Raw genomic sequence first — 22,960 nt, forward strand, 5'->3', positions numbered from 1 at the left:
GGGACTCAGACGTCGAGCGAGCAGTCACCCGCGGCGGCGCTGACGCAGGTTTGAATGCGTTCGCCCGCAACATGTTCGACGCCCGTGCGCAGATCGCGGACCACCCCGGCCTCGACGGGGACGACGCAGCTCTGGCAGATCCCCATCCGGCAGCCGAACGGCATGAGCACACCCGAGGCCTCACCGGCCTCCAGCAGGGTCGTCGCGCCGTCCACGGTCGTCGTCTTGCCGCTGCGAGTGAACGTCACCTCGCCGCCCTGGTCGCCGGCGGCTCCGCGCTCGAGCGCGAATCGTTCCAGGTGCAGGTGCTCGGCGGCACCGGCCCGGTCGAACATGCCCGACATCAGGTCGAGGAACCCGGCCGGCCCGCACGCCCACGTCTCCCGCTGTGCCCAGTCCGCGCAGATCGTCTCGACGTCGACCTCGGTGAGACGCCCCGAGTCGACCGTGTGGTGGAGGTGGACATCGACGAGCCCGCTCTCGGCGTAGCCGGCGAGTTCGTCGCCGAACAGGACGTCGTCGGGGCTCGGTGCCGAGTGGATCAGCACGATGTCGGTGCGCTGCTTGCGATGAGCGACGGTCCTCAGCATCGAGATGATGGGCGTCACACCGCTGCCGGCAGTGAGGAACAGCAGCTTCTCCGGTAGTGGTTCGGGAAGCACGAACTCGCCGGCCGGAGCCGCCAGCCGCACGATCGTGCCCGGCTTGAGGCCTTTGACCAGGTGGGAGGAGAGGAATCCCTCGGGCATCGCCTTGACCGTGATCGACACGGTCTGCGTCCGTTCCGCGCGCTCGGGGGCAGACGTCAGCGAGTACGAGCGCCAGATCCAGCGACCGCCGACGTCGACGCCGATACCGAGGTACTGGCCGGGTTGATAGTCGAAGGAGAACCCCCAGCCGGGCTTGATCTCGATCGTCGCGGAGTCGGCGGTCTCGCGTCGGACGGAGACGACGCGACCGCGCAGCTCGCGGGCCGACCACAACGGGTTGGCGAGGTGCAGATAGTCGTCGGGCAGCAGCGGCGTCGTGATTCGCGCGACTGCCGCGCGCACCCAGTTCGTGCCACGGTGGCGTGCGGCGACATCGCGTACCGGCGCCTCGAAGCGCTCGCGCCAACTCACCTGCCGTCTCCTTTCCGGGGACTTTTCGATCGATTATCGGGGGGCTGGACAACCTCCGCTAGCGTAACCTACGCTTGCGTAAGTTACGAAACCGTAGGTTAGGACGAAGATGGCGATCTCCGACATCCCCGAGTATGCCCACCTCACTGACGCCGACGTCGAAGCGCTGGCAGCCGAGCTCGATCAGATCCGCGCCGATATCGAATCCGATCGCGGCGAGCGCGACGCCCGCTACATCCGCAACACCATCCGGTTGCAGCGCGGACTCGACCTCGCCGGTCGCGTGATGATCGCCGGCGGCCGCCGCCGCGGCCTGTGGTGGGCCGGTGCCACGACCCTCGGCGCCGCGAAGATCATCGAGAACATGGAACTCGGCCACAACGTCATGCACGGCCAGTGGGATTGGATGAACGATCCCGAGGTGCACTCGACGACGTGGGAGTGGGACAACACCGGTCCGTCGGCGCACTGGAAGCACACCCACAACTACATCCACCACAAGTACACCAACGTGCTCGGGATGGACGACGACGTGGGCTACGGACTGCTGCGCGTCACCCGTGACCAGCGGTGGCGGCCCTTCTACCTGGGCAACCTCGTCTACAACACCTTCCTGGCGATGTTCTTCGAATACGGCGTCGCCGCCCAGCACCTCGAACTCGGCCGCAAGCGCAAGACGCCCGAGCAGAAGGCGGAGTTTCGGGCCGACCTGCGCGACGTCGGCGCCAAGATCGGTCGCCAGGTCGGCAAGGATTACGCCCTCTACCCGGCGATCGTCGGCGCGGTGACGCGCTCGCCGGAGGCGGCCCGCAAGACGGCCAGCGCGAACCTGCTGGCCAACATCATCCGCAACCTGTGGACCAACGCGGTGATTTTCTGCGGACACTTCCCCGACGGTGCGGAGAAGTTCACCAAGAAGGACATGGATAGCGAGACACAGGGGGAGTGGTACCTGCGGCAGATGCTGGGCAGCGCGAACTTCCACTCCGGACCGGTTCTCGGGTTCATGTCGGGCAATCTCTCGTACCAGATCGAGCACCATCTGTTCCCGGATCTGCCCAGCAACCGTCTCCCGGAGATCTCCCGGCGCGTGCAGGCGCTCGCCGAGAAGTATGACCTTCCCTACACGACCGGCTCGCTGCCGCTGCAGTACCTCAAAGCGTGGCGCACGATCGCCAAGCTCTCGTTGCCGGACCGGTTCCTGCTCGCCACGGCCGACGATGCGCCCGAGACCGCGTCCGAACTGCGGTTCAAGGCAGAGGATCCGTCGAAACGCCTGGTGGGGACCGTCGACCCGGTCACCGGTCGTCGTCGCGGATTGCGCTCGGCGCTCGTCGGGCTGCGACGCAGGCGCCGGGCACGCAAGAACGTGCGAGCCCTGGCCGCGTCGGACGCCTCCGGGCAGCGGCGACCGGCCGCCGCGGCCTGATCCGGCCCTGCCCCGCCACAGTGTGTGAACATTCACCGAACGCGCAATAATGGACCACGATGGCTATCACCGATATCCGCGAGTACGCGCACCTGAGTGACGCCGACGTCGAGGCGCTCGGCGCCGAGCTCGACTCGTTGCGCCGCGAGATCGAATCCGATCTCGGGGCGCGCGACGTCGCCTACCTGCGCCGCACCATCCGGGCGCAGCGAGCGCTGGAGATCGTCGGTCGAGCCGCGCTGCTGGGCAGCCACAAACGCGGCCTGTGGTGGTTGGGCACCGGCTCGTTGGCGTTGGCGAAAATCATCGAGAACATGGAACTCGGCCACAACGTCATGCACGGGCAGTGGGATTGGATGAACGATCCCGAGGTGCACTCGACGACGTGGGAGTGGGACATGGTGTGCGCGGCGCCGCACTGGAAGCACTCGCACAATTTCATCCACCACAAGTACACGAACGTGGTGGGGATGGACCACGACGTCGGCTATAAGACTTTGCGGGTGACGCGTGACGAGCCGTGGCGGCCGCGCTGGCTGCTGCAGCCCTTCTCCAACTTGTTGCTCGCCGCCACTTTCGAGTGGGGGATCGCGCTGCACGATCTCGAACTCGGCGAGGTCGCGAAGGGGACTAAGTCCAAAGAAGAGGCGATTCCGCAGATCAAGGAATTCGTCCGCAAGGCCGCGCGTCAGCTCGGCAAGGACTACGTCCTGTTCCCCGCGCTGAGCGGACCCAACTTCAAGCACACCCTGACCGCCAATCTCACGGCGAACCTCATCCGCAACGTGTGGGCATATCTGGTCATCTTCTGCGGACACTTCCCCGACGGCGCCGAGAAGTTCACCGCCGACTCCCTGGAAGACGAGACGCGCGGCGCCTGGTACCTGCGGCAGATGCTGGGGACCGCGAACTTCAACACCGGGCCGACACTGGCGTTCCTGAGCGGCAATCTGAGCTATCAGATCGAGCACCACCTGTACCCGGACCTGCCGAGCAACCGTCTGGCCGAGATCTCGGTCCGGGTGCGCGAACTCTGCGACAAATACGACCTGCCCTACACGACGGGATCGATGGCATCCCAGTATTGGCAGTCGCTGCGCACCATCAACAAGCTGGCTTTCCCCGATCAGTTCCTGCGCTACACGGCCGACGACGCGCCGGAGACCGCGTCGGAGCGCCGCTTCGACGGCATGGTGCCACGTTCCCGCGGACTCAAGACGGCGTTGCGCAGGCTGAAGGAGAACCGTCGGGCACGTCGCGCGGGGTGACGCGCGCCTACGGTGGCGTGACGATCGTGCACCGGGGGCCGTCGGCCGGCAACTCAAGGCGTGATCGTGCCGTCGGTCTGATCTGCGGGCGCCGTGTCGGAGTCCCCGGTGCGCAGTGCGACGAGGATGTTGCGAACGGCCAGCGCGCGACGCGACGCCGCACCGTCGAGCCGGTCCAGCGCACACTCCGGGTCGGCGGGCGGGCCGAGGTGGGTGCATCCGCGCGGGCAGTCGTCGATCGCCTCGCGGAGGTCGGCGAACGCGTTCACGACGTCGTCGGGGGCGACGTGGGCCAGGCCGAACGAGCGGATTCCCGGGGTGTCGACCACCCAGGTTCCGGGTGAGTCCGGGACCGGTAACGCCACCGACTGGGTGGACGTGTGACGGCCCTTGCCGACACCGGACACCGCGCCCGTTGCCCGATCCGCTTGCGGCACAAGGCGATTCACCAGGGTCGACTTCCCGACGCCGGAGTGCCCGACGAGAGCCGTGAGTTTGCCGTCGAGCAGTGCCCGCAGCTCGGTGAGGTCGTCGTCGCGGCCGACGGCGACGATCGAGAGATCGAGTCCGTCGAAGGCGGCGCGGAAGTGTGCGCCGTCGGCGAGATCGGATTTGGTCAGGGCGAGCACCGGGGACAGACCGCCGACGTAGGCGGCGGCCAGGGCGCGTTCGACGAAACCCGTGCGGGGCGGCGGGTCGGCCAGTGCGGTGACGATCAGCAGCTGATCGGCGTTGGCGACGACGATCCGCTCGAAGGGATCGGTGTCGTCGGCTGTGCGCCGAAGCACCGAGGACCGGTCGTCGACGCGCACGATCCGCGCGAGGGTGTCCTTCGTGCCCGACACGTCGCCGACCACGCCGACGCGGTCACCGACGACCACGGGCGTCCGTCCCAGTTCCCGGGCCCGCATCGCGACGACGATCCGGTGGGGATCGGCGTCGATCGCGCATCCCCAGCGGCCGCGGTCGACGGAAACGACCATCGCCTCGGCGGCGTCGGCGTGGGCGGGGCGGGTCTTCGTCCGCGGGCGCGTGCCCTTGCCCGGGCGAATCCGGACATCGGATTCGTCGTATCCGCGCGAAGAGCGGCCCCGGCTCACTCGGCGCCGGTCTCCGTGCTTGCGGAGGTATCGAGCATGTCGAGCCACATGCGCGGGAAGTCGGGGAGAGTCTTGGCGGTGGTCCCGATGTCGACGACCTCGACGCCGGGCACGCGCAGGCCGATGAGCGCGCCGGCGGTGGCCATCCGGTGATCGGCGTAGGAGTCCCACACGCCGCCGTGCAGCGGCCGGGGCCGGATCACCAGGCCGTCGTCGGTCTCGACGACATCGCCGCCGAGCCGGTTGATCTCGATGGCCAGCGCCGCCAGGCGATCGGTTTCGTGACCGCGCAGGTGGCCGATCCCGCGCAGCCGGGATTCGCCGTCGGCCAGCGCGCACAGCGCCGCGACGGTCGGGGTCAGTTCGCCGACCGCCCGCAGGTCGACGTCGATTCCGCGCAGCGCCTCGGGCCCCGTGACGGTCAGCAGCCCGTCGGGACCGCGGGTGGCCGACGCGCCGAAGGCAGCGAGGATGTCGACGATCTGCGCCCCGGCCTGGGTCGTGCGCCCCGGCCAGCGCGGCACGCTGACGGAACCGCCGATCGCGGCGGCCGCGGCGAGGAAGGCCGCCGCGTTGGACAGGTCGGGCTCGATCACCCAATCGTGAGGCGCGATCGGACCGGGAGTCACCCGCCACTCGTCCTCGCCTGCCTCGACGTCCACGCCGTGTTCGCGCAGCATTGCCACGGTCATCTCGACGTGGGGCAACGACGGCATCGGCGCACCACGGTGCACCACGCGCACGCCCTCGTCGAAGCGGGTCGCCGACAGCAGCAGTCCCGACACGAACTGTGACGACGCCGACGCGTCGATGACGACTTCGCCCCCGCGCAGCGAACCGCTGCCGGCCACGGTGAACGGCAACGACGAGCCGGTGACGTCGGCGCCCAGGTCCCGCAGGGCGTCCAAGATGGTGTGCAGCGGCCGGGTGCGTGCCTGCTCGTCGCCGTCGAAGGAGACGACTCCCGACGCCAGCGCGGCCACCGGCGGCAGGAACCGCATGACGGTCCCGGCGAGACCGCAGTCGACGGCGCCGCCGTGCAGCGGAGCGGGGACGATCGCCAGGCGCGCGGGGTCTTCGGGATCGGCGACGATCCCGGCACCCATCGCCCCCAGGCCGCCCGCCATCAGGTCGGTGTCGCGGCTGCGCAGCGCGCCGTCGATCACCGACGGGCCGTCGGCGAGGGCGGCCAGCACGAGGGCGCGGTTCGTGAGCGACTTCGACCCGGGCAGCTCGACCGTCGCCGACACCGGTGCGTGTGCGGTCGGGGCTGGCCAGGTCGTCATGCTTGACAGTCTTTCACGCGGCCGCGCTCCGACACCGCCACGGGTGCCGGCCGTGCGTGTCCGCAAATCGTCTCGACCAGTCAGAATGGTCCCATGGCTGTGACGAGCGCGGCGCTGCTGATCCACCGGGACCGCCCTCCGGCAGGGCTGGAGGTGTTCCTCGTGCATCCGGGCGGGCCGTTCTGGGCGCGCAAGGACGCCGGCGCCTGGTCGCTACCCAAAGGCGAGTTCGGGCCCGACGAGGATCCGCTGGACGCGGCGCGGCGCGAATTCGCCGAGGAGACCGGGCAGGAGCCGCCGGACGGGCCGTCCGTCGACCTCGGCGAAGTCCGCCAGCGCGGCGGGAAGGTGGTGCGCGCCTTCGCCATTCGCGGCGACGTCGATGCCGCGGCGATCGTCTCGAACACCTTCCAGATGCAGTGGCCGCCGAAGTCGGGAACGCTGCGCGAGTTCCCCGAAGTCGACCGCGGCGAGTGGTTCGGAGTGGACGAGGCCGTGCGCCGGATCAACCCCGCCCAGGCGGAGTTCCTGCCCAGGCTGGCCGACGCGTTGTCCGCCGGTCGGTAAAGCCACAGTTCAGGTGTCTGTCCGCTAGGCGCGATTTGGCAGGGCCACCGTCGATATGGCAGTTTTGCGCTCAGCAGAACCCTCGCAGTTGTGAGGGTTTCATTGTGAGGCCTCAGCGTTGAGGCCGGGTGGAGGGTGTCAAACTATGGACGCGAAGCTGACCGAACTCTTCGACGAGGTTGTGGGCCGCAACCCCGGGGAACTCGAGTTCCACCAGGCCGTGCGCGAGGTCTTCGACAGCCTCGGTCCGGTCGTCAGCAAGCACCCCGAATACACCGATTCGGCCGTCATCAAGCGTCTGTGCGAACCCGAGCGCCAGATCATCTTCCGCGTTCCGTGGGTCGACGACAACGGCAAGGTACAGATCAACCGCGGTTTCCGCGTCGAGTTCAACTCGGCGCTCGGCCCGTTCAAGGGCGGCATGCGGTTCCACCCCAGCGTGTACCTGGGCATCGTCAAGTTCCTCGGCTTCGAGCAGATCTTCAAGAACTCGCTGACCGGCCTGCCGATCGGCGGAGGCAAGGGCGGCTCGGACTTCGACCCCAAGGGTCGCTCCGACGGCGAGATCATGCGCTTCTGCCAGTCGCTGATGACCGAGCTCTACCGTCACATCGGCGAGTACACCGACGTCCCCGCCGGTGACATCGGCGTCGGCGGCCGCGAGATCGGCTACCTCTTCGGCCAGTACAAGCGGATCACCAACCGCTACGAGTCCGGTGTGCTCACCGGCAAGGGGCTGGCGTGGGGCGGATCGCAGGTGCGCACCGAGGCGACCGGCTACGGCGCGGTCTTCTTCACCGACGAGATGCTCAAGACGCGGGGCCAGTCCTTCGACGGCAAGAAGTTCTCGGTCTCGGGCTCGGGCAACGTCGCGATCTACGCCATCGAGAAGATCCACGAACTCGGCGGAACGGTGATCGCCTGCTCGGACTCCTCGGGCTACATCGTCGACGAGAAGGGCGTCGACCTGGAACTGCTCAAAGAGGTCAAGGAAGTGCAGCGCGGCCGGATCGGCGACTACGCCAAGCTGCGCGGCAACGGCGTCTCGGTGGTCGACCACGGCAACATCTGGGATGTCGCCGTCGACGTCGCGCTGCCCTGTGCGACGCAGAACGAACTGCACGGCGACGACGCGGTGAAACTGATCAGCGGCGGGGTCGTCGCGGTCGCCGAGGGCGCGAACATGCCGTGTACCCCGGACGCGACCAAGGCTTTCGCCGACGCCGGCGTGCTGTTCGCCCCGGGCAAGGCCGCCAACGCCGGCGGCGTGGCCACCAGTGCCCTGGAGATGCAGCAGAACGCGTCACGCGATTCGTGGAGCTTCGACTACACCCAGGATCGTCTCGCCGAGATCATGCGCGGCATCCACGACAGTTGCGTCGAGACGGCCGACACCTACGGAATGCCGGACAACTACGTCGCCGGCGCCAACATCGCGGGCTTCATCAAGGTCGCCGACGCGATGCTCGCCTTGGGCGTCATCTAGGGCAACAGGACGAACTTTCCGCGCGGATGCGGGCCCGACAGGTCCGCGAGCGCGCGACCGGCCTGATCGAGCGGGTAGGTCGCACCGACCTCCACGACGAGATCGCCGCTCGTCGCGTCGGCGATGAGCCCGGTGACGGCCTCGTCGCGTCGACGTCTGCTGTCGGGAGTGGAGCCGTCGACGATCACGATGCCGTCGTCGGCCCGGCCGAACGCCGCGATGGTCACGATTCGCGACGGTGCTATCCCCAGCTCGAGGCAGGCGTCGATGGCCTCGTCGGTGCCGGCCGTGTCCAGCGCGGCGGTGACGGCACCGTCCGCGGCGTCGCGGATCCGCCCGGCAACGCCGTCGCCGTAGCTCACCGGCACGGCACCGAGTTCGGCCAGGTACTCGTGGTTGCGCGGCGCGGCCGTCGCGATGACCCGTGCTCCGCGCCGGGCCGCGAGTTGGACCGCCATCGACCCGACGGCTCCCGCGCCGCCGTGGACGACGACGGTGTCGGCGCCGGTGATCTCCGCCGCTCCGACCAGGTCGGCAGCGGTGACGCCGACCAGCAGCAGCCCGGCGGCGATCGGGAACGGCAGCGGGGAGGGCTTCGGATGCACGGCCGTGTCGCGGGCGACGAGTACGTCGGCGAAAGCACCGGACGCCGGGTAGACGATCACCTCGTCGCCGACGTGAATCGCACGACGGTCGCCGTCGTCGACGTTGAAGTACCGCGCGTCGTCACCGACGGCGAGGACGACCCCGGCGGCCTCGGAGCCGATGCGTCGCGGCAGCTTCTCCGGGTCGGCACCGAATAGCCCGCGCACGATCTTCGCGTCGATCGGATTGACCCCGGCCGCCCGCACGTCCACGACGACCTGTCCCGGTCCGGGGACCGGCACCTGTGAGCTGATCGCGACGACCACCTCGTTCGGGTCGCCGTATCCGGTGGCCGCCATCGCGCGCACCGTTCGAGTTGCCAGGGGATCCATGTGTCCTCGCTTTCTTCGTCGAGTCGGCGGTACGCGGTGATCGTCGGCGTACGGTGACAAGTATGAGCGTCTCCGTCTGTCGGGTCTACGACGACGTGCGGCCCGGAACGACCCGCCTATTCGTCGACCGCCTCTGGCCCCGCGGAGTCCGCAAAGACGACCCTCGAATCGGCGAGTGGTGCAAAGAGGTCGCTCCCAGCACCGAGCTGCGCGAGTGGTATCACCACCATCCCGACCAACGCGATCTGTTCGCCGCCCGGTACCGCCAAGAACTCGGTTCGGGCGAGCAAGCCGAGGCTCTGACGCACATTGAGAAGCTCGCGAAGGCCGGGGACGTGGAACTCGCCACGGCGACGAAAGACCCGTCGACCAGCCATGTGCCGGTGATCGTCGGGGAACTCGCCGGCGCGGGTTCCTAACCGGATTCGGGGTCCTCGCTGGAATCACGGACACCGACGTAGCGCCGCAACGACTGGTCGTCGGAGACCAGTCGATCGACCTCCTCGCCGCCGTCACAGCGGAACAGGCCGATGACCAGGACGTCTCCCCGGCGGGCGAGCACTCGCCACACGGCACCCGCATCGGTCCAGCGCCGAAGGAGTCCGACTGGATCGGATGCGGGATCGGGACGCGCGGCCACCCTTCGATCGTAGGCCGACCGAAATTGTCGGTGGGCGATGGTTCACTTCGAACATCAGTTCACCGGCACCCGGTGGCGGACTCGGTTCGAGGAGGCGTCCATGGACGGCACACAAGGATTCCGCGAGACGGACACGGCGGCCCGGTGGGCCGGCTTCACCGCATGGCTCGCAACCAGGCTGGCCGAGCTACCGGTGGCCTGCGTAATCGACGCCGGGCGCGCCGATGCTTCCATGGAGACCCACGGCTACGACGTCGAATGCGCGCAGATGCAGCGGCTGCACGGCGGCCGCATCCTGTTGCGGCTGTCGACGACGCTGATGGTCATTCCGCTCCTCGATACGTACGACGGCGACGTCATGGAAGCCGACCGGTGGCACCACGACGATCTGTTTGAGGACTGCACGCACGGCTACCTCGTGAGCAGTTCGCCCGCACTGGTCGCGGACCTCGTGACCGGGTGGTTTCGGGAGCGGTGCGGCTTCGCCGAACCCGACCAGATCGGCTTCGCCTACATGAGTGCAAAGTCGTTGCCGCGCACCGCAGATGCCGGTGGCGCCGACACGGCGTGGGCCCGGGCAGCCGTCGCCGACGACGAGTAGCCGGGCCGGCGCGGATCTGTAGACCACCCCCGGTATGCCCACTAGGGTGGAAAGCGCATTACGGAACTTTCGACGAGGAGCGCACACGCATGGGAAACATCATTGGCCTGATCATCTTCGGAGCCGTCATCGGCGTGCTTGCCCGGCTGGTGATGCCCGGCAAGCAGTCGCTCTCCGTGTTGGCGACCGTCATTCTCGGTGTGCTCGGCGCACTAGCCGGGTACTGGATCGCGGGCAAGCTCGGTGTGGACAACACCGGTGGCGTCGACTGGATTCGGTGGATCATCAGCGTCGCTGCCGCGGTCGTTCTGACGTTCGGTTACGAGGCGATCACCTCGCGTTCGAAGAGCTGACGTGCGGATCGTCGTGGTTGGCGGTCACGGCAAGGTCGCCATGCGCGCGGCCACGCTCCTGACCGAGCGGGGAGACGAGGTCACCGCGCTGATCCGCAATCCCGATCATGCCGCGGACGTGCGCGCCACCGGCGCTGCACCGCTGCTCTTCGACGTCGAGGCTGCCAAAGAGTCCGCTTTCGCCGACGTCTTCGTCGGCCATGACGCCATCGTCTGGTCGGCCGGGGCGGGTGGAGGCAACCCGTCGCGTACCTATGCCGTCGACCGGGATGCGGCGACCAGGTCGATGGAGGCGGCGTCATCGGCCGGGGTGAAGCGATACGTGATGGTGTCGTACTTCGGCGCCGGCCTCGAGCACGGCGTGCCGGAGGACAACTCGTTCTATCCGTATGCGCAGGCGAAGGCCGCTGCCGACGAGTTCTTGCGCAATACCGAACTCGACTGGACGATCCTCGGTCCGAGTCGGCTCACCGACGAGCCCGGTGGCGGCATCGCCGTCAGCGAGCCCGGCAGCTCGGCCGAATTGGCCAAAGGGTCGGTGAGCCGGGACACGGTGGCCGCGGCGATCGCCGCCGCGGTACACGACGATTCGACGATCCACCGCCAGCTGGAGTTCAACGACGGCCCCGACGCCGTCGGCTCGGCATGGTGAGCGACCCGGACCTTTCCGCTCTCGCGACGATCGTCGGCGACGCCCATGTCCTGACCGACACAGACGTGATCGCCGGTTACGTCACCGACTGGACGGGGCGACGGGTCGGCCACGCCGAGGCGGTCGTTCGACCGCGCACCACCGACGAGGTCGCCGGGGCGCTGACGGTCTGCGCCGCGTCGGGGATAGCCGTAGTTCCGCAGGGCGGAAACACCGGCTTGGTCGGCGGCTCGGTTCCAGCGCCCGCCGCGTCGCAGGCGGGGCCGACGGTCGTGGTGAGCACAGCGCGCATGACCGACATCGGGGCCGTGGATCCGGTCGAGATGAGCGTCGGCGTTCAGGCCGGAGCGACGATCGCGGCGATCCAGGGCGCCGCAACCGCCGCCGGGCTGCACTTCGGGATCGACCTCGCTTCGCGTGACTCGGCCACGGCGGGAGGGATCGTGGCCACCAACGCGGGCGGCGTCCACGTGGTCCGGCACGGGACGACCCGCGCCAACGTCCTCGGCGTCGAGGCGGTCCTGGCCGATGGTCGCATTCTTCGACGGTGGCGCCCGCTGCGCAAGGACAACGTCGGTTACGACCTGCCGGGACTACTCGTGGGCAGCGAGGGCACGCTCGCCGTGGTCACCGGGGTGTTGTTCGCTCTTGCCGACCGGCCGTTGGCGACGGCCGTCGCGATGATCGGGGTTGAGCGGGTCGACGAGGTGTTCGGCGTGGTCGGGGCAGTGCGGCGCGCCGGGCTCACGGTCGAAGCCGCCGAGCTGATGACCCGGGCCGGCGTCGACCTGGTCGTCGATGCCGGGGCGCGGCCGGCGCTGGCGTCGTCGCCGGCGTTCCAGACCTTGGTCGAAGTGTCGGGGGCCGATCCGCAGCAGCGCCTGGCCGAGGTGCTCGACGACATCGGCGTCGCGGACGCGGTGGTCGCCGAAGGCCCGGCCCAGGCACTGTGGGAGTTGCGCGAACGACACACCGAGACCATCGCCGCGGTCAGTGCGACCGTCCCGGTGAAGCTCGACATCTCGGTGCCTCGACGCTGCCTCGGGGAGTTTCTCGACGAGCTCGACGAGCTGGCCGAGTCCCAGCCGTATCGGTGCCGGCCGATCGTGTTCGGCCACGTCGCCGACGGAAATCTGCACGTCAACCTGCTCGACGTTCCCGCCGACGAACAGGCGGCGCTCACCGATCGGGTGCTGGAATCGGTGGTCGCGCGCGGTGGGAGCGTGAGCGCCGAGCACGGCGTGGGGCGGGACAAGCGCGATTGGCTGGCCAAGGTCCGCGACGCCCCCGACGTCGAGATGATGGCCGCGATCAAACGGGCCTGGGATCCCGACGGCCGACTCAACCCCGGCGTCCTCTTCCCGGCCGACTGACCGCCGACCGTGCCCAGCTTCTCGCCGATCGTGCCCAGTTTCTCGCCGATCGTGCCCAGTTTCTCGCCGACCGTGCCCGGTTTCCCGTCGACCGTGCCCGGTTTCCCGTCGACCGTGCCCTACCGACCCCAGGCGACGATGACGCCGGCGACGAGAACGACCACGCTGCCCACCTCGCCGATGATGAGTGCCACCATGAAGGCCCGCACCACCGCGGCCGGCCGCGGACGGAACTGGTTCGAAGTGTCGCGCAGTGCTCCGTGCAGGATGTAGCTCCCGATCGCCGCGACGAAGAAGAACACCGCGACCGCGACGCTCGCCGCGTTGACCCATGCGGGCCACGCCGACAGTGCGACCAGGGCGGCGAGCACCAGCGTCGCGAACGAGTACATCAGCGCGGCGCGATGGGCGATGTCGACGTAGACGTGCGCCTGCCCGTCGGGCGACGCGAGGATCTGCTGGTACTTCCACACGCCCAACACCATCGCGCCGGCCAGGAGCACGCCGGCGGCGACGATCGTCGCGATGGTGACATTGTCCAAGTGGTCGATGAGCATCGGCTGGCTCGGCTTTCGGTGGGCTGGGCTGTCCTCGTGATCTGGCAACCGTGACATTGAGCACTGTAAGGTTCAAGTACGCCGATGAATCGAGGAATTGTGGCTAAGAAGGACGTTACTTCACCCGATCGAGCGGACCGACGGGGATCACCTCAGTACGACGCCGTCATCGTGGGGGCGGGGTTCGGCGGCATGGGCGCGGCCATCGAACTCAAACGCCAAGGCATCGAGAACATCGCCATCGTCGAACGCGAGGACGACCTCGGGGGTACGTGGCATGTCAATCACTACCCGGGCCTGGCCGTTGACATCGCGTCGGTGACCTACAGCTACTCCTTCGAGCCGAATCCGTACTGGTCGCGCCTTTTCGCCCCCGGCGCGGAACTCAAGCGCTACGCGGAGCACATCGCCGACAAGTACGATCTGCGCCGCCGCATGTCCTTCGGCGAGCAGATCGAGCGCGCCGAATGGGACGAAGCCAACTCGTTGTGGCGGGTGTTCAGCGAGGACGGCACGGAGCGCACCGCGCGGTTCCTGCTCACCGCTACCGGGTTCCTTTCGCAGCCGCACACGCCCGACATTCCGGGCATCCGGACGTTCGCGGGCAAGGTCATCCACACGACCGCCTGGGAAGACGGCCACGACTTCACCGGTGAGCGGGTCGCGGTCATCGGCACCGGCGCGACCGCCGTGCAGTTGATCCCGGAGATCGCCAAGCAGGCGGCCGAACTCACGGTCTTCCAGCGCACGCCTATCTGGGTGGTGCCCAAGGTGGACTTCGCGATTCCGCGCCCGGTGCAGAAACTATTCGCGCGCGTACCGCTTACGCAGAAGGCGGCGCGGCTGGCGAACACGACCTTGCTGGAACTGCTGATGGTGACCGGAGTGCTGCACTTCAAGCAGTTCAAGTTCGGCAACCGGGGGGCGGCCGCGCTAGCGAAAGCACACCTGCGTCGCCAGATCCCCGACGCCGAGCTGCGAAAGAAGCTCACCCCCGACTACGACTTCGGGTGCAAGCGGCCGACCTTCTCCAACACGTACTTCACGACGTTCAACAAGCTGAACGTGCATCTGCAGACGTCGTCGATCGTCAAGGTCGACCCCGACGGTCTGCTGACCGCCGACGGCGAGAAGACGACGATCGACACGTTGGTGCTGGCGACGGGGTTCGACCTGTGGGACACCAACTTCCCCGCCTTTGAGATCCGCGGCCGGGACGGCAAGGACCTGGGCAAATGGTGGCGTGCCGAGCGCTTTCAAGCGTACGAGGGCATCACCGTGCCGAAGTTCCCGAACTTCTTTACCCTCAACAGCCCGTACTCCTACAGCGGGCTCTCGTACTTCACGACCATCGAAGGCCAGATGCGCCACATCGCGCGGTTGCTCGGCGAGTTCAAACGCCGCAAGGCGACCACCTTCGAGGTGACCGAGGAAGCCAACACCCGCTTCCTCGACGACGTGACGCGTCGCCTTGATTCGTCGGTGTTCTACAACGGCGATTGCTCGACGTCGCGCAGCTACTACTTCAACCATGCGGGCGAGGCGACGCTGTTGCGACCGCGCTCGACGCCGGGAACGCTGCGCGAGCAGGCGACCTTCCCGCTCGCGGATTACGAGTTCGCCGGCTGACCTCGCCAGCGCCGGGAGAAGCGGATCCTATTCGGGCAGCGTGAGGATTCGTGGCCCGCTGTCGGTGATGGCGATGGTGTGTTCGCTGTGCGCCGTCCGAGAACCATCGGCGGATCGGATCGTCCAGCCGTCGGCGTCGTAGACGATCCGGTCTGTTGTCGCCGCGAACCACGGCTCGAGGGCCAGCGTCATGCCGGGCCGTAGGCGGAGCCCGCGTCGGGGTCGACCGACATTGGGCACGTGTGGGTCCTCGTGCATCGTCCGTCCTAGTCCATGGCCGCCAAACTCGGTGTTGACCGGGTATCCGTACTCGCCTGCGACCTCGCCGATTGCCGCCGAGATGTCACCCAGGCGATTCCCGGGCCGGGCGGCGTCGATGGCGGCGTCCAGCGCCTTGTGTGTCGCGTCGATCAGTCTGAGGTCCTCTGAGCGTGGCGTTCCGACGACGATGGTGCGTGCCATATCGGCGACCCACCCGTCGACCGACAAGGCGATGTCGATGGAGAGAACGTCACCGTCCTGAAGCTGGTAGTCGTGCGGAAGACCGTGCAGTACAGCGTCGTTCACCGAAAGGCACGTCACGTTGCGGAACGGTCCGCGCCCGAACGAGGGCGCGTAGTCCCAGTAGCAGGAGACTGCGCCTCGTGCGTCGATCAGCTCGCGTGCCCGGTGCTCCAAGCTGAGTAGATTGACGCCGGGCGCAGCTCGTGCCGACAACTCGTCGACGACACCGGCGAGAAATCCGCCGGTGACTCGCATCGCCGCGATTTCGCCAGCGGTTTTCAGTTCGACCATCGTGCCCGTTTCCATTCGTCAGGTACCGGTATTTTCATACCGACGGTATATAAATACCACAGTGCTCGGTATTTTCATACCTGACCGACTACGATGAACGAATGGTTCGACTTCCGTTGACTGCCGAGCAGATCGCCGCCGGAAAGCGCCTCGGCGAGCACCTCCGCAGGGCGCGAGGAGGACGCACCCTCGTCGACGTCGCTGTGCATGCGCGGATCTCGCCGGAGACGTTGCGCAAGATCGAGGCCGGGCGCCTGGTGACTCCGGGATTTCCGACGGTGGTCGCGATTGCCCGGAGCCTGGAGATCCCGCTCGACGAACTCGCCGACATCTGCCTGGGCGCGGAGACGCTGGGGGAGACCGGCTAGCTTTCCCGCGTGGAGGCGGTCGTATCGCTCGGTCGGCCGGCGACGAGATCGCCGATGGCCAAGCCGCGCCGGCCCCATCGCGCGTCGAACCCGTCGGCACGCTGCTTGGCTCGCGTCAGCTCATCCGGCGAGTAGCGCTTGTCGGCCCACCGAGAACCCGGGCGGGCGAGCCGGAGCGCACCGGCCCACGCGATCGGCGGCAGGAAGGCCCCGAAGACGGCCGTCGAGAACTTGCCCTTGTTCACGCAGGTGACGACGGACAGCAGGTGGATCGGCAGGTTGGCCAGCAGGACGATATGGCCGATGTGCATCCCGTTCTCGGTGAAGGGATCCACGCCCAGGGCGAGCAAGCCGAGCACGGCGCCGGTCAACATCACGACCTGGACCGACAGCTGTCCCTCGCGCGACCAGTAGACATCCTGCAGATGCAGGAGCAGCGCGAATTCGTCGAGGACCAACGAGGACCCGACGCCGATCATCACGGCGCTGATCGCTGCCGCGGGTGCAGTGCCGTTGGCGGCGACCGACGTGATCGCGCCCGCGATCGTCAGGACGATGCCGGGAATCGAGTGGTGGATGTGCACGCCGCCGCGGACGTTGTTGCGGAACGGACCTTTGCCGGCGCGGATGAGTCGCGTGATGGCGCGCGTGATGACGAAGGTGGCCAAGAACGCGACGAAAAGCAGCGTGAGCGGCAGCCGTTCGGTGCCGGTGAGATTGTCCAGGACGCTCATGGTTGGTGAGGCTCAGCCCTTGGCGATGCCGGTGCGACGCTGCTCGATGATCAGGCAACGGTCCTCGACGTAGGCCAGGCCCGCCTCGGTGGCGATGCGGCGAGCCTCGGGCGAGGTGATCCCGAGCTGCAGCCATAGCGCGGTCGCCCCGGCTTCGACGGCGGCGCGCGCGACTTCGGCGCAGTCGGCCGACGGGCGGAATACGTCGACGAGCCCGATCTGCTCGGGCACGTCCGACAGTGAGCGGTACACCTTCTCGCCGACGATCTCGTCGGCCTGCGGATTCACCGGGATGATCCGCCACCCGTGTTCCTTCATGTACGCGGGCACTTCATTGGCGGCTTTGGCCGGATTGGCGCTGGCTCCGACGACGGTGATCGTGTCGTAGTCGCGCAGGATCCGCTCGACGGTGGCGTCCATGCTCGCTCGATCGCTCATACCGATCGAGCCTACGTCGAAATCGATCTCGGCAGACGTGAAGGGTGATGCGCTCACACGGTCTTCAGCACGCCACCGTCGGCGAGATAGTCGGCGCCGGTGAGGTTGGCGGCCCGAGGTGAAGCGAGGAAGGCGATCAGTGCCGCGGTCTCCTCCGGTTCCGTGAGCCGGCCGGTGGTGATCGACATCGCCGACGGCACGCTGGCGAGGAACTCGTCGAGTTCGACGTCCGACTGCTGAGCGAGGTAGCCGGCGTATCCCTCGGGATCCGACCAGTTCGCCGTCCTCGTCGGGCCGGGACTGACGGTCACCGCGCGCAGACCTTGCCCGCCGAACTCCTCGGCCAGCGCCTTGGTGAGGTTGTTGAGTGCGGCTTTGGCGGTGCCGTAGTCCACCGGCTGGAATGCCGCCCTGGCCCCGATCGAGGAGACGTTCACGACGACGCCGCGACGCACGAGAAGTCCCGGCAACAATGCGCGAGTCACGCGGACGGTCGCGAAGAGGTTCAACTCGTAGGTCGCTTGCCAGGCGTCGTCGTCGATGTCGAGAAAGCCGGTTGCTCTCATGCTGCCGGGGACGACTCCGCCCAGGTTGTTCACGAGGATGTCGATCTCGCCGACGATGTCTGACAGCGCGGCCGCCGCGGCGTGATCGATGAGGTCGAGGCGGACCGGCGTAATGCCGTCGAAGGGCGCCGCCTCCGACCGGGCGACGCCGTATACCTGCGCACCCTCCTCCGCGAGGAGACGGGCGGTCGCGAGGCCGATCCCCTTGCTGGCGCCGGTGACCACGGCCTTCTTTCCTGCGAGTGCTAGATTCACGACTGATCCTTTCTTTACCTACAAGTACAAAATCTAGGGTCGGATGTGCAATGGGTGATTCGTTCCAGGTCGGTCTGGGGTCAGAGGCCGCGCATGGCCGCGTCGGCGAGCACGCGCAGCCTGCGCGGGTCCGGATCGGTTCTGGCGAGGACGCGGATGCCGTTGAGTGTGGTGACCAGGAGCAGAGCGGTGGCCGCCGGATCGACGTCGTCTATCTCGCCCGCGGCGATGCCCTCTCGAATCACGGAAGCGAATGCGTCTTCTTGTTGGGAGAGCACGGCGCGCACGATCTTGCGCACCGCGGGATCCTGCGCTGCGCGCTCGATCGCGGCGTTCGTGATCATGCAGCCGCGTCGACCCCCGTCGTTCGCGGACTCATCGATCACGAGATCCAGCGCGCGCCTGATCCGCTCGCGGGCCGTGCCCGGTTGTTCCAGCGCCGCGAGCAGTGCTGTACCGCTGGTCTCGCGGTAGCGTTCAAGCGCGAGTTCGTACAGCTCGTGTTTGCTGTGGAAAGCGTTGTAGAGACTGCCCCGGCCGATGCCCAGATGGTCGACGAGCTGCGCGGGCGTCGTCGCCGCGTATCCGCGGGTCCAGAACAGGTCCATGGCGGCCCCGACGGCGACATCGGGATCGAATTCCTTGGTGCGGCCCACACGTCGAGACTAGCCGAAACTGGAACTGCGGGTCCATTATTGCCGAGGCTGAGGAAAACCTAGGTCGCCACCGGGTCCAGCAGGTGCGGGCCGTTGTTCGCGACGCGATTGACCAGCGGGGATACTTCCCGAATCTCGATGTCGTCGACTAGTTCCGGTACGGGCGGGGCGAAGAACTCCGCGGGCGCGGGGGCGTCGGGGTCGAGCCATTCCGGCCACCACTGCACCGGCATGATCAGCGGCATGCGGTCGTGGACCTCCCGCAGCCGGCCGACCGAGTCGGTGGTGAGAATCGTGCAGCTCAACAGCGGCGGCTCCGACGGGTCGGCATCTTTGGGCCGCCACACCGACCACAGTCCGGCCATGAACAGCCGCGTGTGATCGGCCGGCGACATGAAGTAGGGAACTTTCCGCTGCTTCCCGTCGTCGCCGGTGGCCTTGCGCCACTCGTACCAACCGTCCATCGGTATCAGACAGCGTTTCGACTTGACCGACGAGCGGAACGACGCCTTCGTCGAGACGGTTTCGGCACGCGCGTTGAACAGGGAACCCTTGCCGATTTCCTTCGCCCATGACGGCACGAGCCCCCAGCGCATCGCCCGAATCCGGCGAGTGGGGTCCTCCTCGGCACCCTCGGCACCGTGGGAATGCCGGTCTACGACGGTGAGGATTGTGGTCGTCGGCGCGACGTTGTAGTTCTCCCAGCGCGAGCGCGGCGCCTTGTCTTCGTCGGCGGCCGCGACGTCGTCGAGCGTCTGCTGTGCCGGCGGCTCGGGAGCGGGGAGGTCGGGTACCTCGTTGGCCGCGTCGAGCTCGGCCGCGAGCTTGGCCGGGTCAGTGGTCACCGCATACCGTCCGCACATGCCGCCAATGATAGGTAGTGGCCCCGACAGGCGCCGAAGTCCCGGCGGAGGGGAATGCGCGCCGCACCCGTCGCGTTGACTCATCGCAGACGGCCATGAACGACGAGGAGTCCCCCTATGTCATGCGCAACTGCGCACCCGATTGCGGAGCGCCAGATCTTCGGCTCGCTAGACTTGGGCGAGCGTCCGGTGGAGTTCCGCCCGGCGCGAACCGAAAGGACCGTCTTGAGCGACGACGAGGGCACCGACGCGACCGGTGATGGGCGCATCGCACCGGGTGATGAGCGTGCCGCCGAGACCGACGAGCAGCGCACCGAACGGTTCGAGCGCGACGCCCTGCCGATGCTCGATCAGCTGTACGGCGCGGCCCTGCGCATGACGCGTAATCCGTCTGACGCCGAAGACCTCGTCCAGGAGACCTTCATCAAGGCCTTCTCGGCCTTTTCGTCGTTCCGCGAGGGCACCAACCTCAAGGCGTGGCTCTACCGGATCATGACGAACACCTACATCAACAGCTATCGCAAGAAGCAGCGGCAGCCGGCCCAGTATCCGACCGACGAGATCACCGACTGGCAGCTCGCGCAGACCGCGGAGCATTCGTCGACCGGCTTGCGTTCGGCCGAGATCGAGGCGCTCGACGCGCTGCCCGACGACGAGATCAAAGCCGCCCTCCAGGCGTTGCCCGAGGACTTCCGCATGGCGGTCTACTACGCCGACGTCGAAGGGCTGCCGTACAAGGAGATCGCCGAGATCATGGATACGCCGATCGGCACGGTGATGTCGCGGCTGCATCGCGGTCGGCGCCAGTTGCGCGAACTGCTCGCCGATGTGGCGCGGGAACGAGGGTTCAACCGCGGTGCGGACACTCACACGGGAGTAGGCCAATGAGCGAAACCGACCCCGAATTCGAAGCGCTCGACTGCACCAACATCCTGGCCGACGTCTGGCTGCTGCTCGATAACGAGTGCGACCCAGGTGCGCGCGCCCGGGTGCAGGAGCACCTCGACAAGTGCCCTTCGTGCCTGGAGCAGTACGGCATCGAGCAGCAGATCAAGGCACTCATCGGGCGCAAGTGCGGCGGCGAGCGGGCACCGCAGGGCCTGGCCGACCGGCTGCGGCTGCAGATCCGTCAGTCGACCACCGTCACCCAGACCACCGACGGCGACTCGGTCTCGCGGGTCACGGTGACCCGGACGAGCATCACCGCCAGCGAAACAGAAAACCCGGGCGACCGGCGCTGAGCCGGCGGCACCCGGGTTCGGATCGGTCGACGACCGATCAGGCGTTCGGCCGCTTACCGTGGTTGGCGGCGTTCTTCTTGCGAGCGCGCTTCTTGCGTCCACGCTTACCCATGGGACTCTCCTTCTCCTTCGGTGGTGCCATTCTTTCACGACCGACGGCGCAGACGGAAAACGAGCCGACGGTTCGGCACCGGAAACGCACCATCGGTGCGCTAGCTTTGAGTGCATGCCGGAAGACGTTGTAGCGGAGATCGTAGCCACCGTTCTCGAGGTTCGGGTTGCCGGCGGCCAGTCCGTCGAGGTCGGGGACACGCTGGTGTTGCTGGAGTCGATGAAGATGGAGATCCCGGTGGTCGCCGAGGATGCCGGGGTGCTCGACGAGGTCAAGGTCGCCGTCGACGACGTCATCCAGGCCGGTGACGTGATCGCCACGTACAAGTAGTCGACTTGTCCACTCTCGCCGATCTCCTCGCCGCCCATACCGGGCTCACCGACGAACAGGCCGGCCATTTGCAGCGCCTCGTCGGCGAATGGCAGTTGCTCGCCGACCTGTCTTTCGCCGATCTGCTGCTCTCGGTGCCGGACACGTCGACGGCCGACGACCAGCACCCCGGATTGCTGACGGTGGCACAGTGCCGTCCCAACACCGCCGCGACCGTGCTCCCCGGCGACGAGGTGACGCGCGTCGTCGACGACCAGCAGGCGCAGGCGCTGCGCACGGCCATGACGAACGGCGAGATCATCGCCGCCCAGGGCAGCACTCTCGGCGGCATCGACCTGCGGCGCGACCTCATCCCGGTGCGTCACGACGGACGGGTGATCGCCGTGCTGACACAGGCGTCGGCCAACACGGCGCGCCGCGTGCCCTCTCCTCTCGAACGCGCCTATCAGGCGTCGGCGGCCGATCTGTGCAACATGGTCGCCGACGGCACCTTTCCGGTCGTCGAAGGCAGCGAGACCGGCCTGTCCACACCGCGCGCCGGCGACGGTTTCGTCCGGGTCGGTGTGGACGGCCTGGTGCAATACGCGAGTCCCAACGCGCTGTCGGCGTTCCACCGGATGGGATTCAACAGCGATCTTTCCGGCGCCGCTCTCGCCGAGGTGTTCACCGAACTGGTCAGCGACGCGTTCGACGCTCAGGACGCCGCGTCGATGATCACGCTGGCCGCGTCCGGTCCCGCGCTCGAACCGGCCGCCGATGCACAGGAGCGGGTGTTGCGGATGGAGGTCGATGCCCGCCGCGCCACCGTGTTGGTCCGGGTGGTGCCGCTGCGTCCCCGGGGCGTGGCGACCGGTGCGATCGTGCTCGTCCGCGACGTGACCGAGGTCAAACGTCGTGACCGGGCACTGATCAGCAAGGACGCCACCATCCGCGAGATCCATCACCGGGTGAAGAACAACCTGCAGAGCGTATCGGCGCTACTGCGTCTGCAGGCGCGCCGGACCGCCAACCCGGATGCGAGGACTGCGCTCAACGAGGCGGTGCGGCGCGTGGCGTCGATCGCGCTGGTGCACGAGTTCCTCTCCGGGAGCGTCGACGAGGAGGTCGACGTCGACGAGGTGGTGAACCGTCTGCTGCCGGTTCTCGTGGACGCGACGAGCCGCGGCGCAGCGCAGGCGCAGGTCAACGTGGACGGTCGTTTCGGCGTGCTGTCGGCCGACCTGGCGATGCCGCTCGTCATGGTGCTGACCGAACTCATTCAGAACTCCGTCGAGCACGGATTCGCCGACGGTCGTTCGGGGCGGATCGACGTGGTGGCGAATCGCGGCCTGCGGGAGCTGGAGATCCGGGTCAGCGACAACGGCACGGGCATTCCCGAGGACTTCGACCTCGAGGGCAGCGGCAGCCTGGGGCTTCAGATCGTGCGCACCCTCGTCGAGATCGACCTGGGCGGCAACGTGGAGTTCGCCAACGCCCCGGGCGGGGGGACGTCGGTGCGAGTGGTGGTGCCGGTCGTCGCGGCCGAGGGCGTCTCCGCACGCGACTCGGTCCGGACATGACTCA

Annotated in this window: 28 protein-coding genes; 15 read left to right on the forward strand and 13 right to left on the reverse strand. The window is 67.8% G+C overall.

Annotated elements, in window-relative coordinates; genetic code table 11:
* Positions 1-5: 5 nt before the first annotated feature.
* A complete protein-coding gene (locus GOARA_RS09055; protein ID WP_007322048.1) occupies positions 6-1,121 on the reverse strand; it encodes a ferredoxin reductase in 1,116 nt (371 codons plus the stop codon).
* A gap of 109 nt (positions 1,122-1,230) precedes the next feature.
* Here GOARA_RS09055 and GOARA_RS09060 point away from each other — a divergent pair, with 109 nt between their 5' ends.
* Together GOARA_RS09060 and GOARA_RS09065 are read left to right on the forward strand one after the other, a co-directional pair.
* Positions 1,231-2,550, forward strand: a complete 1,320-nt coding sequence (locus GOARA_RS09060) for a fatty acid desaturase family protein (protein WP_007322049.1) — start codon at positions 1,231-1,233, stop codon at positions 2,548-2,550.
* 59 nt (positions 2,551-2,609) lie between these two features.
* The gene (locus GOARA_RS09065; RefSeq protein WP_007322050.1) at positions 2,610-3,818 is read left to right on the forward strand and encodes a fatty acid desaturase family protein; all 1,209 of its coding nucleotides are present in this window, start codon (positions 2,610-2,612) and stop codon (positions 3,816-3,818) included.
* A 53-nt stretch (positions 3,819-3,871) separates the two neighbouring features.
* Here the strand turns inward: GOARA_RS09065 and rsgA are convergent, their stop codons facing one another.
* On the reverse strand, positions 3,872-4,918 hold the full coding sequence (rsgA, locus tag GOARA_RS09070) for a ribosome small subunit-dependent GTPase A (protein ID WP_007322051.1): 1,047 nt from the start codon (positions 4,916-4,918) through the stop codon (positions 3,872-3,874).
* A complete protein-coding gene (gene aroA / locus GOARA_RS09075) occupies positions 4,915-6,204 on the reverse strand; it encodes a 3-phosphoshikimate 1-carboxyvinyltransferase (protein WP_007322052.1) in 1,290 nt (429 codons plus the stop codon). The genes rsgA and aroA overlap by 4 nt, the downstream gene beginning before the upstream one ends.
* A gap of 93 nt (positions 6,205-6,297) precedes the next feature.
* Here aroA and GOARA_RS09080 point away from each other — a divergent pair, with 93 nt between their 5' ends.
* Entirely contained in the window at positions 6,298-6,771 is a 474-nt protein-coding gene (locus tag GOARA_RS09080; RefSeq protein WP_007322053.1) for an NUDIX hydrolase, read from the forward strand.
* Positions 6,772-6,916: 145 nt separating this feature from the next.
* Positions 6,917-8,257, forward strand: coding sequence for an NADP-specific glutamate dehydrogenase (gene gdhA / locus GOARA_RS09085; protein WP_007322054.1), 1,341 nt, complete (start codon positions 6,917-6,919; stop codon positions 8,255-8,257).
* Here gdhA and GOARA_RS09090 read toward each other — a convergent pair.
* On the reverse strand, positions 8,254-9,234 hold the full coding sequence (locus GOARA_RS09090; RefSeq protein WP_007322055.1) for an NADP-dependent oxidoreductase: 981 nt from the start codon (positions 9,232-9,234) through the stop codon (positions 8,254-8,256). The genes gdhA and GOARA_RS09090 overlap by 4 nt on opposite strands.
* A gap of 62 nt (positions 9,235-9,296) precedes the next feature.
* Here GOARA_RS09090 and GOARA_RS09095 point away from each other — a divergent pair, with 62 nt between their 5' ends.
* The gene (locus tag GOARA_RS09095) at positions 9,297-9,653 is read left to right on the forward strand and encodes a DUF488 domain-containing protein (RefSeq protein ID WP_007322056.1); all 357 of its coding nucleotides are present in this window, start codon (positions 9,297-9,299) and stop codon (positions 9,651-9,653) included.
* Here the strand turns inward: GOARA_RS09095 and GOARA_RS09100 are convergent.
* Positions 9,650-9,874, reverse strand: coding sequence for a hypothetical protein (locus GOARA_RS09100; protein WP_007322057.1), 225 nt, complete (start codon positions 9,872-9,874; stop codon positions 9,650-9,652). The two genes, GOARA_RS09095 and GOARA_RS09100, sit on opposite strands and share 4 nt — an antisense overlap.
* Positions 9,875-9,974: 100 nt before the next feature.
* On the opposite strand from GOARA_RS09100, the gene GOARA_RS09105 reads away from it, so the two are divergent.
* The 4 genes from GOARA_RS09105 (at position 9,975) to GOARA_RS09120 (ending at position 12,853) form a co-directional block, all read left to right on the forward strand.
* Positions 9,975-10,475, forward strand: a complete 501-nt coding sequence (locus tag GOARA_RS09105; RefSeq protein ID WP_007322058.1) for a hypothetical protein — start codon at positions 9,975-9,977, stop codon at positions 10,473-10,475.
* Positions 10,476-10,564: 89 nt separating this feature from the next.
* Entirely contained in the window at positions 10,565-10,828 is a 264-nt protein-coding gene (locus GOARA_RS09110) for a GlsB/YeaQ/YmgE family stress response membrane protein (protein WP_007322059.1), read from the forward strand.
* A 1-nt stretch (position 10,829) separates the two neighbouring features.
* Positions 10,830-11,480, forward strand: a complete 651-nt coding sequence (locus GOARA_RS09115; RefSeq protein WP_007322060.1) for an SDR family oxidoreductase — start codon at positions 10,830-10,832, stop codon at positions 11,478-11,480.
* On the forward strand, positions 11,474-12,853 hold the full coding sequence (locus GOARA_RS09120; protein ID WP_007322061.1) for an FAD-binding oxidoreductase: 1,380 nt from the start codon (positions 11,474-11,476) through the stop codon (positions 12,851-12,853). Before GOARA_RS09115 ends, GOARA_RS09120 begins: the two co-directional genes overlap by 7 nt.
* A 119-nt stretch (positions 12,854-12,972) precedes the next feature.
* Here the strand turns inward: GOARA_RS09120 and GOARA_RS09125 are convergent, their stop codons facing one another.
* Positions 12,973-13,410, reverse strand: coding sequence for a hypothetical protein (locus tag GOARA_RS09125; protein ID WP_007322062.1), 438 nt, complete (start codon positions 13,408-13,410; stop codon positions 12,973-12,975).
* An 84-nt stretch (positions 13,411-13,494) separates the two neighbouring features.
* Here GOARA_RS09125 and GOARA_RS09130 point away from each other — a divergent pair, with 84 nt between their 5' ends.
* Positions 13,495-15,039, forward strand: coding sequence for a flavin-containing monooxygenase (locus GOARA_RS09130; RefSeq protein ID WP_083834835.1), 1,545 nt, complete (start codon positions 13,495-13,497; stop codon positions 15,037-15,039).
* A gap of 27 nt (positions 15,040-15,066) precedes the next feature.
* Here GOARA_RS09130 and map read toward each other — a convergent pair whose 3' ends face one another.
* Positions 15,067-15,834, reverse strand: a complete 768-nt coding sequence (map, locus tag GOARA_RS09135; protein WP_007322064.1) for a type I methionyl aminopeptidase — start codon at positions 15,832-15,834, stop codon at positions 15,067-15,069.
* Positions 15,835-15,935: 101 nt separating this feature from the next.
* Here map and GOARA_RS09140 point away from each other — a divergent pair, with 101 nt between their 5' ends.
* Positions 15,936-16,202 (forward strand): helix-turn-helix domain-containing protein, encoded by a 267-nt coding sequence (locus GOARA_RS09140; protein WP_040522459.1) that lies wholly within the window; start codon positions 15,936-15,938, stop codon positions 16,200-16,202.
* On the opposite strand, the gene GOARA_RS09145 is transcribed toward GOARA_RS09140, so the two are convergent.
* From GOARA_RS09145 to GOARA_RS09165, 5 genes are all read right to left on the reverse strand, one after another.
* Complete coding sequence (locus GOARA_RS09145) at positions 16,199-16,936, reverse strand: hypothetical protein (protein WP_007322066.1); 738 nt, start codon at positions 16,934-16,936, stop codon at positions 16,199-16,201. The two genes, GOARA_RS09140 and GOARA_RS09145, sit on opposite strands and share 4 nt — an antisense overlap.
* 12 nt (positions 16,937-16,948) lie before the next feature.
* Complete coding sequence (locus tag GOARA_RS09150) at positions 16,949-17,374, reverse strand: CoA-binding protein (protein WP_040522508.1); 426 nt, start codon at positions 17,372-17,374, stop codon at positions 16,949-16,951.
* Between the two features lie 53 nt (positions 17,375-17,427).
* Positions 17,428-18,195: an SDR family oxidoreductase gene (locus GOARA_RS09155; RefSeq protein ID WP_007322068.1), complete on the reverse strand. Its 768-nt coding sequence runs from the start codon at positions 18,193-18,195 to the stop codon at positions 17,428-17,430.
* Positions 18,196-18,275: 80 nt separating this feature from the next.
* Complete coding sequence (locus tag GOARA_RS09160) at positions 18,276-18,851, reverse strand: TetR/AcrR family transcriptional regulator (protein WP_007322069.1); 576 nt, start codon at positions 18,849-18,851, stop codon at positions 18,276-18,278.
* A 59-nt stretch (positions 18,852-18,910) separates the two neighbouring features.
* Entirely contained in the window at positions 18,911-19,714 is an 804-nt protein-coding gene (locus GOARA_RS09165; protein WP_007322070.1) for an SOS response-associated peptidase, read from the reverse strand.
* 117 nt (positions 19,715-19,831) lie between these two features.
* Here GOARA_RS09165 and GOARA_RS09170 point away from each other — a divergent pair, with 117 nt between their 5' ends.
* Entirely contained in the window at positions 19,832-20,602 is a 771-nt protein-coding gene (locus GOARA_RS09170; protein ID WP_007322071.1) for a sigma-70 family RNA polymerase sigma factor, read from the forward strand.
* Positions 20,599-20,955 carry a mycothiol system anti-sigma-R factor gene (gene rsrA / locus GOARA_RS09175; protein WP_007322072.1) on the forward strand — a complete coding sequence of 119 codons (357 nt, stop codon included), beginning with the start codon at positions 20,599-20,601 and terminating at the stop codon, positions 20,953-20,955. The genes GOARA_RS09170 and rsrA overlap by 4 nt, the downstream gene beginning before the upstream one ends.
* A 37-nt stretch (positions 20,956-20,992) precedes the next feature.
* On the opposite strand, the gene GOARA_RS20835 is transcribed toward rsrA, so the two are convergent.
* Positions 20,993-21,067, reverse strand: a complete 75-nt coding sequence (locus tag GOARA_RS20835) for a 50S ribosomal protein bL37 (protein WP_369758845.1) — start codon at positions 21,065-21,067, stop codon at positions 20,993-20,995.
* 114 nt (positions 21,068-21,181) lie between these two features.
* On the opposite strand from GOARA_RS20835, the gene GOARA_RS09180 reads away from it, so the two are divergent.
* A complete protein-coding gene (locus GOARA_RS09180) occupies positions 21,182-21,397 on the forward strand; it encodes a biotin/lipoyl-binding carrier protein (protein ID WP_007322073.1) in 216 nt (71 codons plus the stop codon).
* A gap of 5 nt (positions 21,398-21,402) precedes the next feature.
* Positions 21,403-22,956, forward strand: a complete 1,554-nt coding sequence (locus GOARA_RS09185) for a sensor histidine kinase (RefSeq protein WP_007322074.1) — start codon at positions 21,403-21,405, stop codon at positions 22,954-22,956.
* Positions 22,957-22,960: the final 4 nt, after the last annotated feature.

Source organism: Gordonia araii NBRC 100433 (assembly GCF_000241265.1).
GTDB classification, from domain to species: Bacteria; Actinomycetota; Actinomycetes; order Mycobacteriales; family Mycobacteriaceae; genus Gordonia; species Gordonia araii.

Bases quoted from the DNA above. Each gene is read 5' to 3' on its own strand.
- GOARA_RS09060 (WP_007322049.1), top strand. From the start codon at position 1,231: ATGGCGATCTCCGACATCCCCGAGTATGCCCACCTCACTGACGCCGAC.
- GOARA_RS09065 (WP_007322050.1), top strand. From the start codon at position 2,610: ATGGCTATCACCGATATCCGCGAGTACGCGCACCTGAGTGACGCCGAC.
- aroA (WP_007322052.1), bottom strand. From the start codon at position 6,204: ATGACGACCTGGCCAGCCCCGACCGCACACGCACCGGTGTCGGCGACG.
- GOARA_RS09080 (WP_007322053.1), top strand. From the start codon at position 6,298: ATGGCTGTGACGAGCGCGGCGCTGCTGATCCACCGGGACCGCCCTCCG.
- gdhA (WP_007322054.1), top strand. From the start codon at position 6,917: ATGGACGCGAAGCTGACCGAACTCTTCGACGAGGTTGTGGGCCGCAAC.
- GOARA_RS09090 (WP_007322055.1), bottom strand. From the start codon at position 9,234: ATGGATCCCCTGGCAACTCGAACGGTGCGCGCGATGGCGGCCACCGGA.
- GOARA_RS09095 (WP_007322056.1), top strand. From the start codon at position 9,297: ATGAGCGTCTCCGTCTGTCGGGTCTACGACGACGTGCGGCCCGGAACG.
- GOARA_RS09105 (WP_007322058.1), top strand. From the start codon at position 9,975: ATGGACGGCACACAAGGATTCCGCGAGACGGACACGGCGGCCCGGTGG.
- GOARA_RS09110 (WP_007322059.1), top strand. From the start codon at position 10,565: ATGGGAAACATCATTGGCCTGATCATCTTCGGAGCCGTCATCGGCGTG.
- GOARA_RS09120 (WP_007322061.1), top strand. From the start codon at position 11,474: ATGGTGAGCGACCCGGACCTTTCCGCTCTCGCGACGATCGTCGGCGAC.
- GOARA_RS09125 (WP_007322062.1), bottom strand. From the start codon at position 13,410: ATGCTCATCGACCACTTGGACAATGTCACCATCGCGACGATCGTCGCC.
- GOARA_RS09130 (WP_083834835.1), top strand. From the start codon at position 13,495: ATGAATCGAGGAATTGTGGCTAAGAAGGACGTTACTTCACCCGATCGA.
- map (WP_007322064.1), bottom strand. From the start codon at position 15,834: ATGGTCGAACTGAAAACCGCTGGCGAAATCGCGGCGATGCGAGTCACC.
- GOARA_RS09140 (WP_040522459.1), top strand. From the start codon at position 15,936: ATGGTTCGACTTCCGTTGACTGCCGAGCAGATCGCCGCCGGAAAGCGC.
- GOARA_RS09145 (WP_007322066.1), bottom strand. From the start codon at position 16,936: ATGAGCGTCCTGGACAATCTCACCGGCACCGAACGGCTGCCGCTCACG.
- GOARA_RS09150 (WP_040522508.1), bottom strand. From the start codon at position 17,374: ATGAGCGATCGAGCGAGCATGGACGCCACCGTCGAGCGGATCCTGCGC.
- GOARA_RS09165 (WP_007322070.1), bottom strand. From the start codon at position 19,714: ATGTGCGGACGGTATGCGGTGACCACTGACCCGGCCAAGCTCGCGGCC.
- GOARA_RS09170 (WP_007322071.1), top strand. From the start codon at position 19,832: ATGTCATGCGCAACTGCGCACCCGATTGCGGAGCGCCAGATCTTCGGC.
- rsrA (WP_007322072.1), top strand. From the start codon at position 20,599: ATGAGCGAAACCGACCCCGAATTCGAAGCGCTCGACTGCACCAACATC.
- GOARA_RS09180 (WP_007322073.1), top strand. From the start codon at position 21,182: ATGCCGGAAGACGTTGTAGCGGAGATCGTAGCCACCGTTCTCGAGGTT.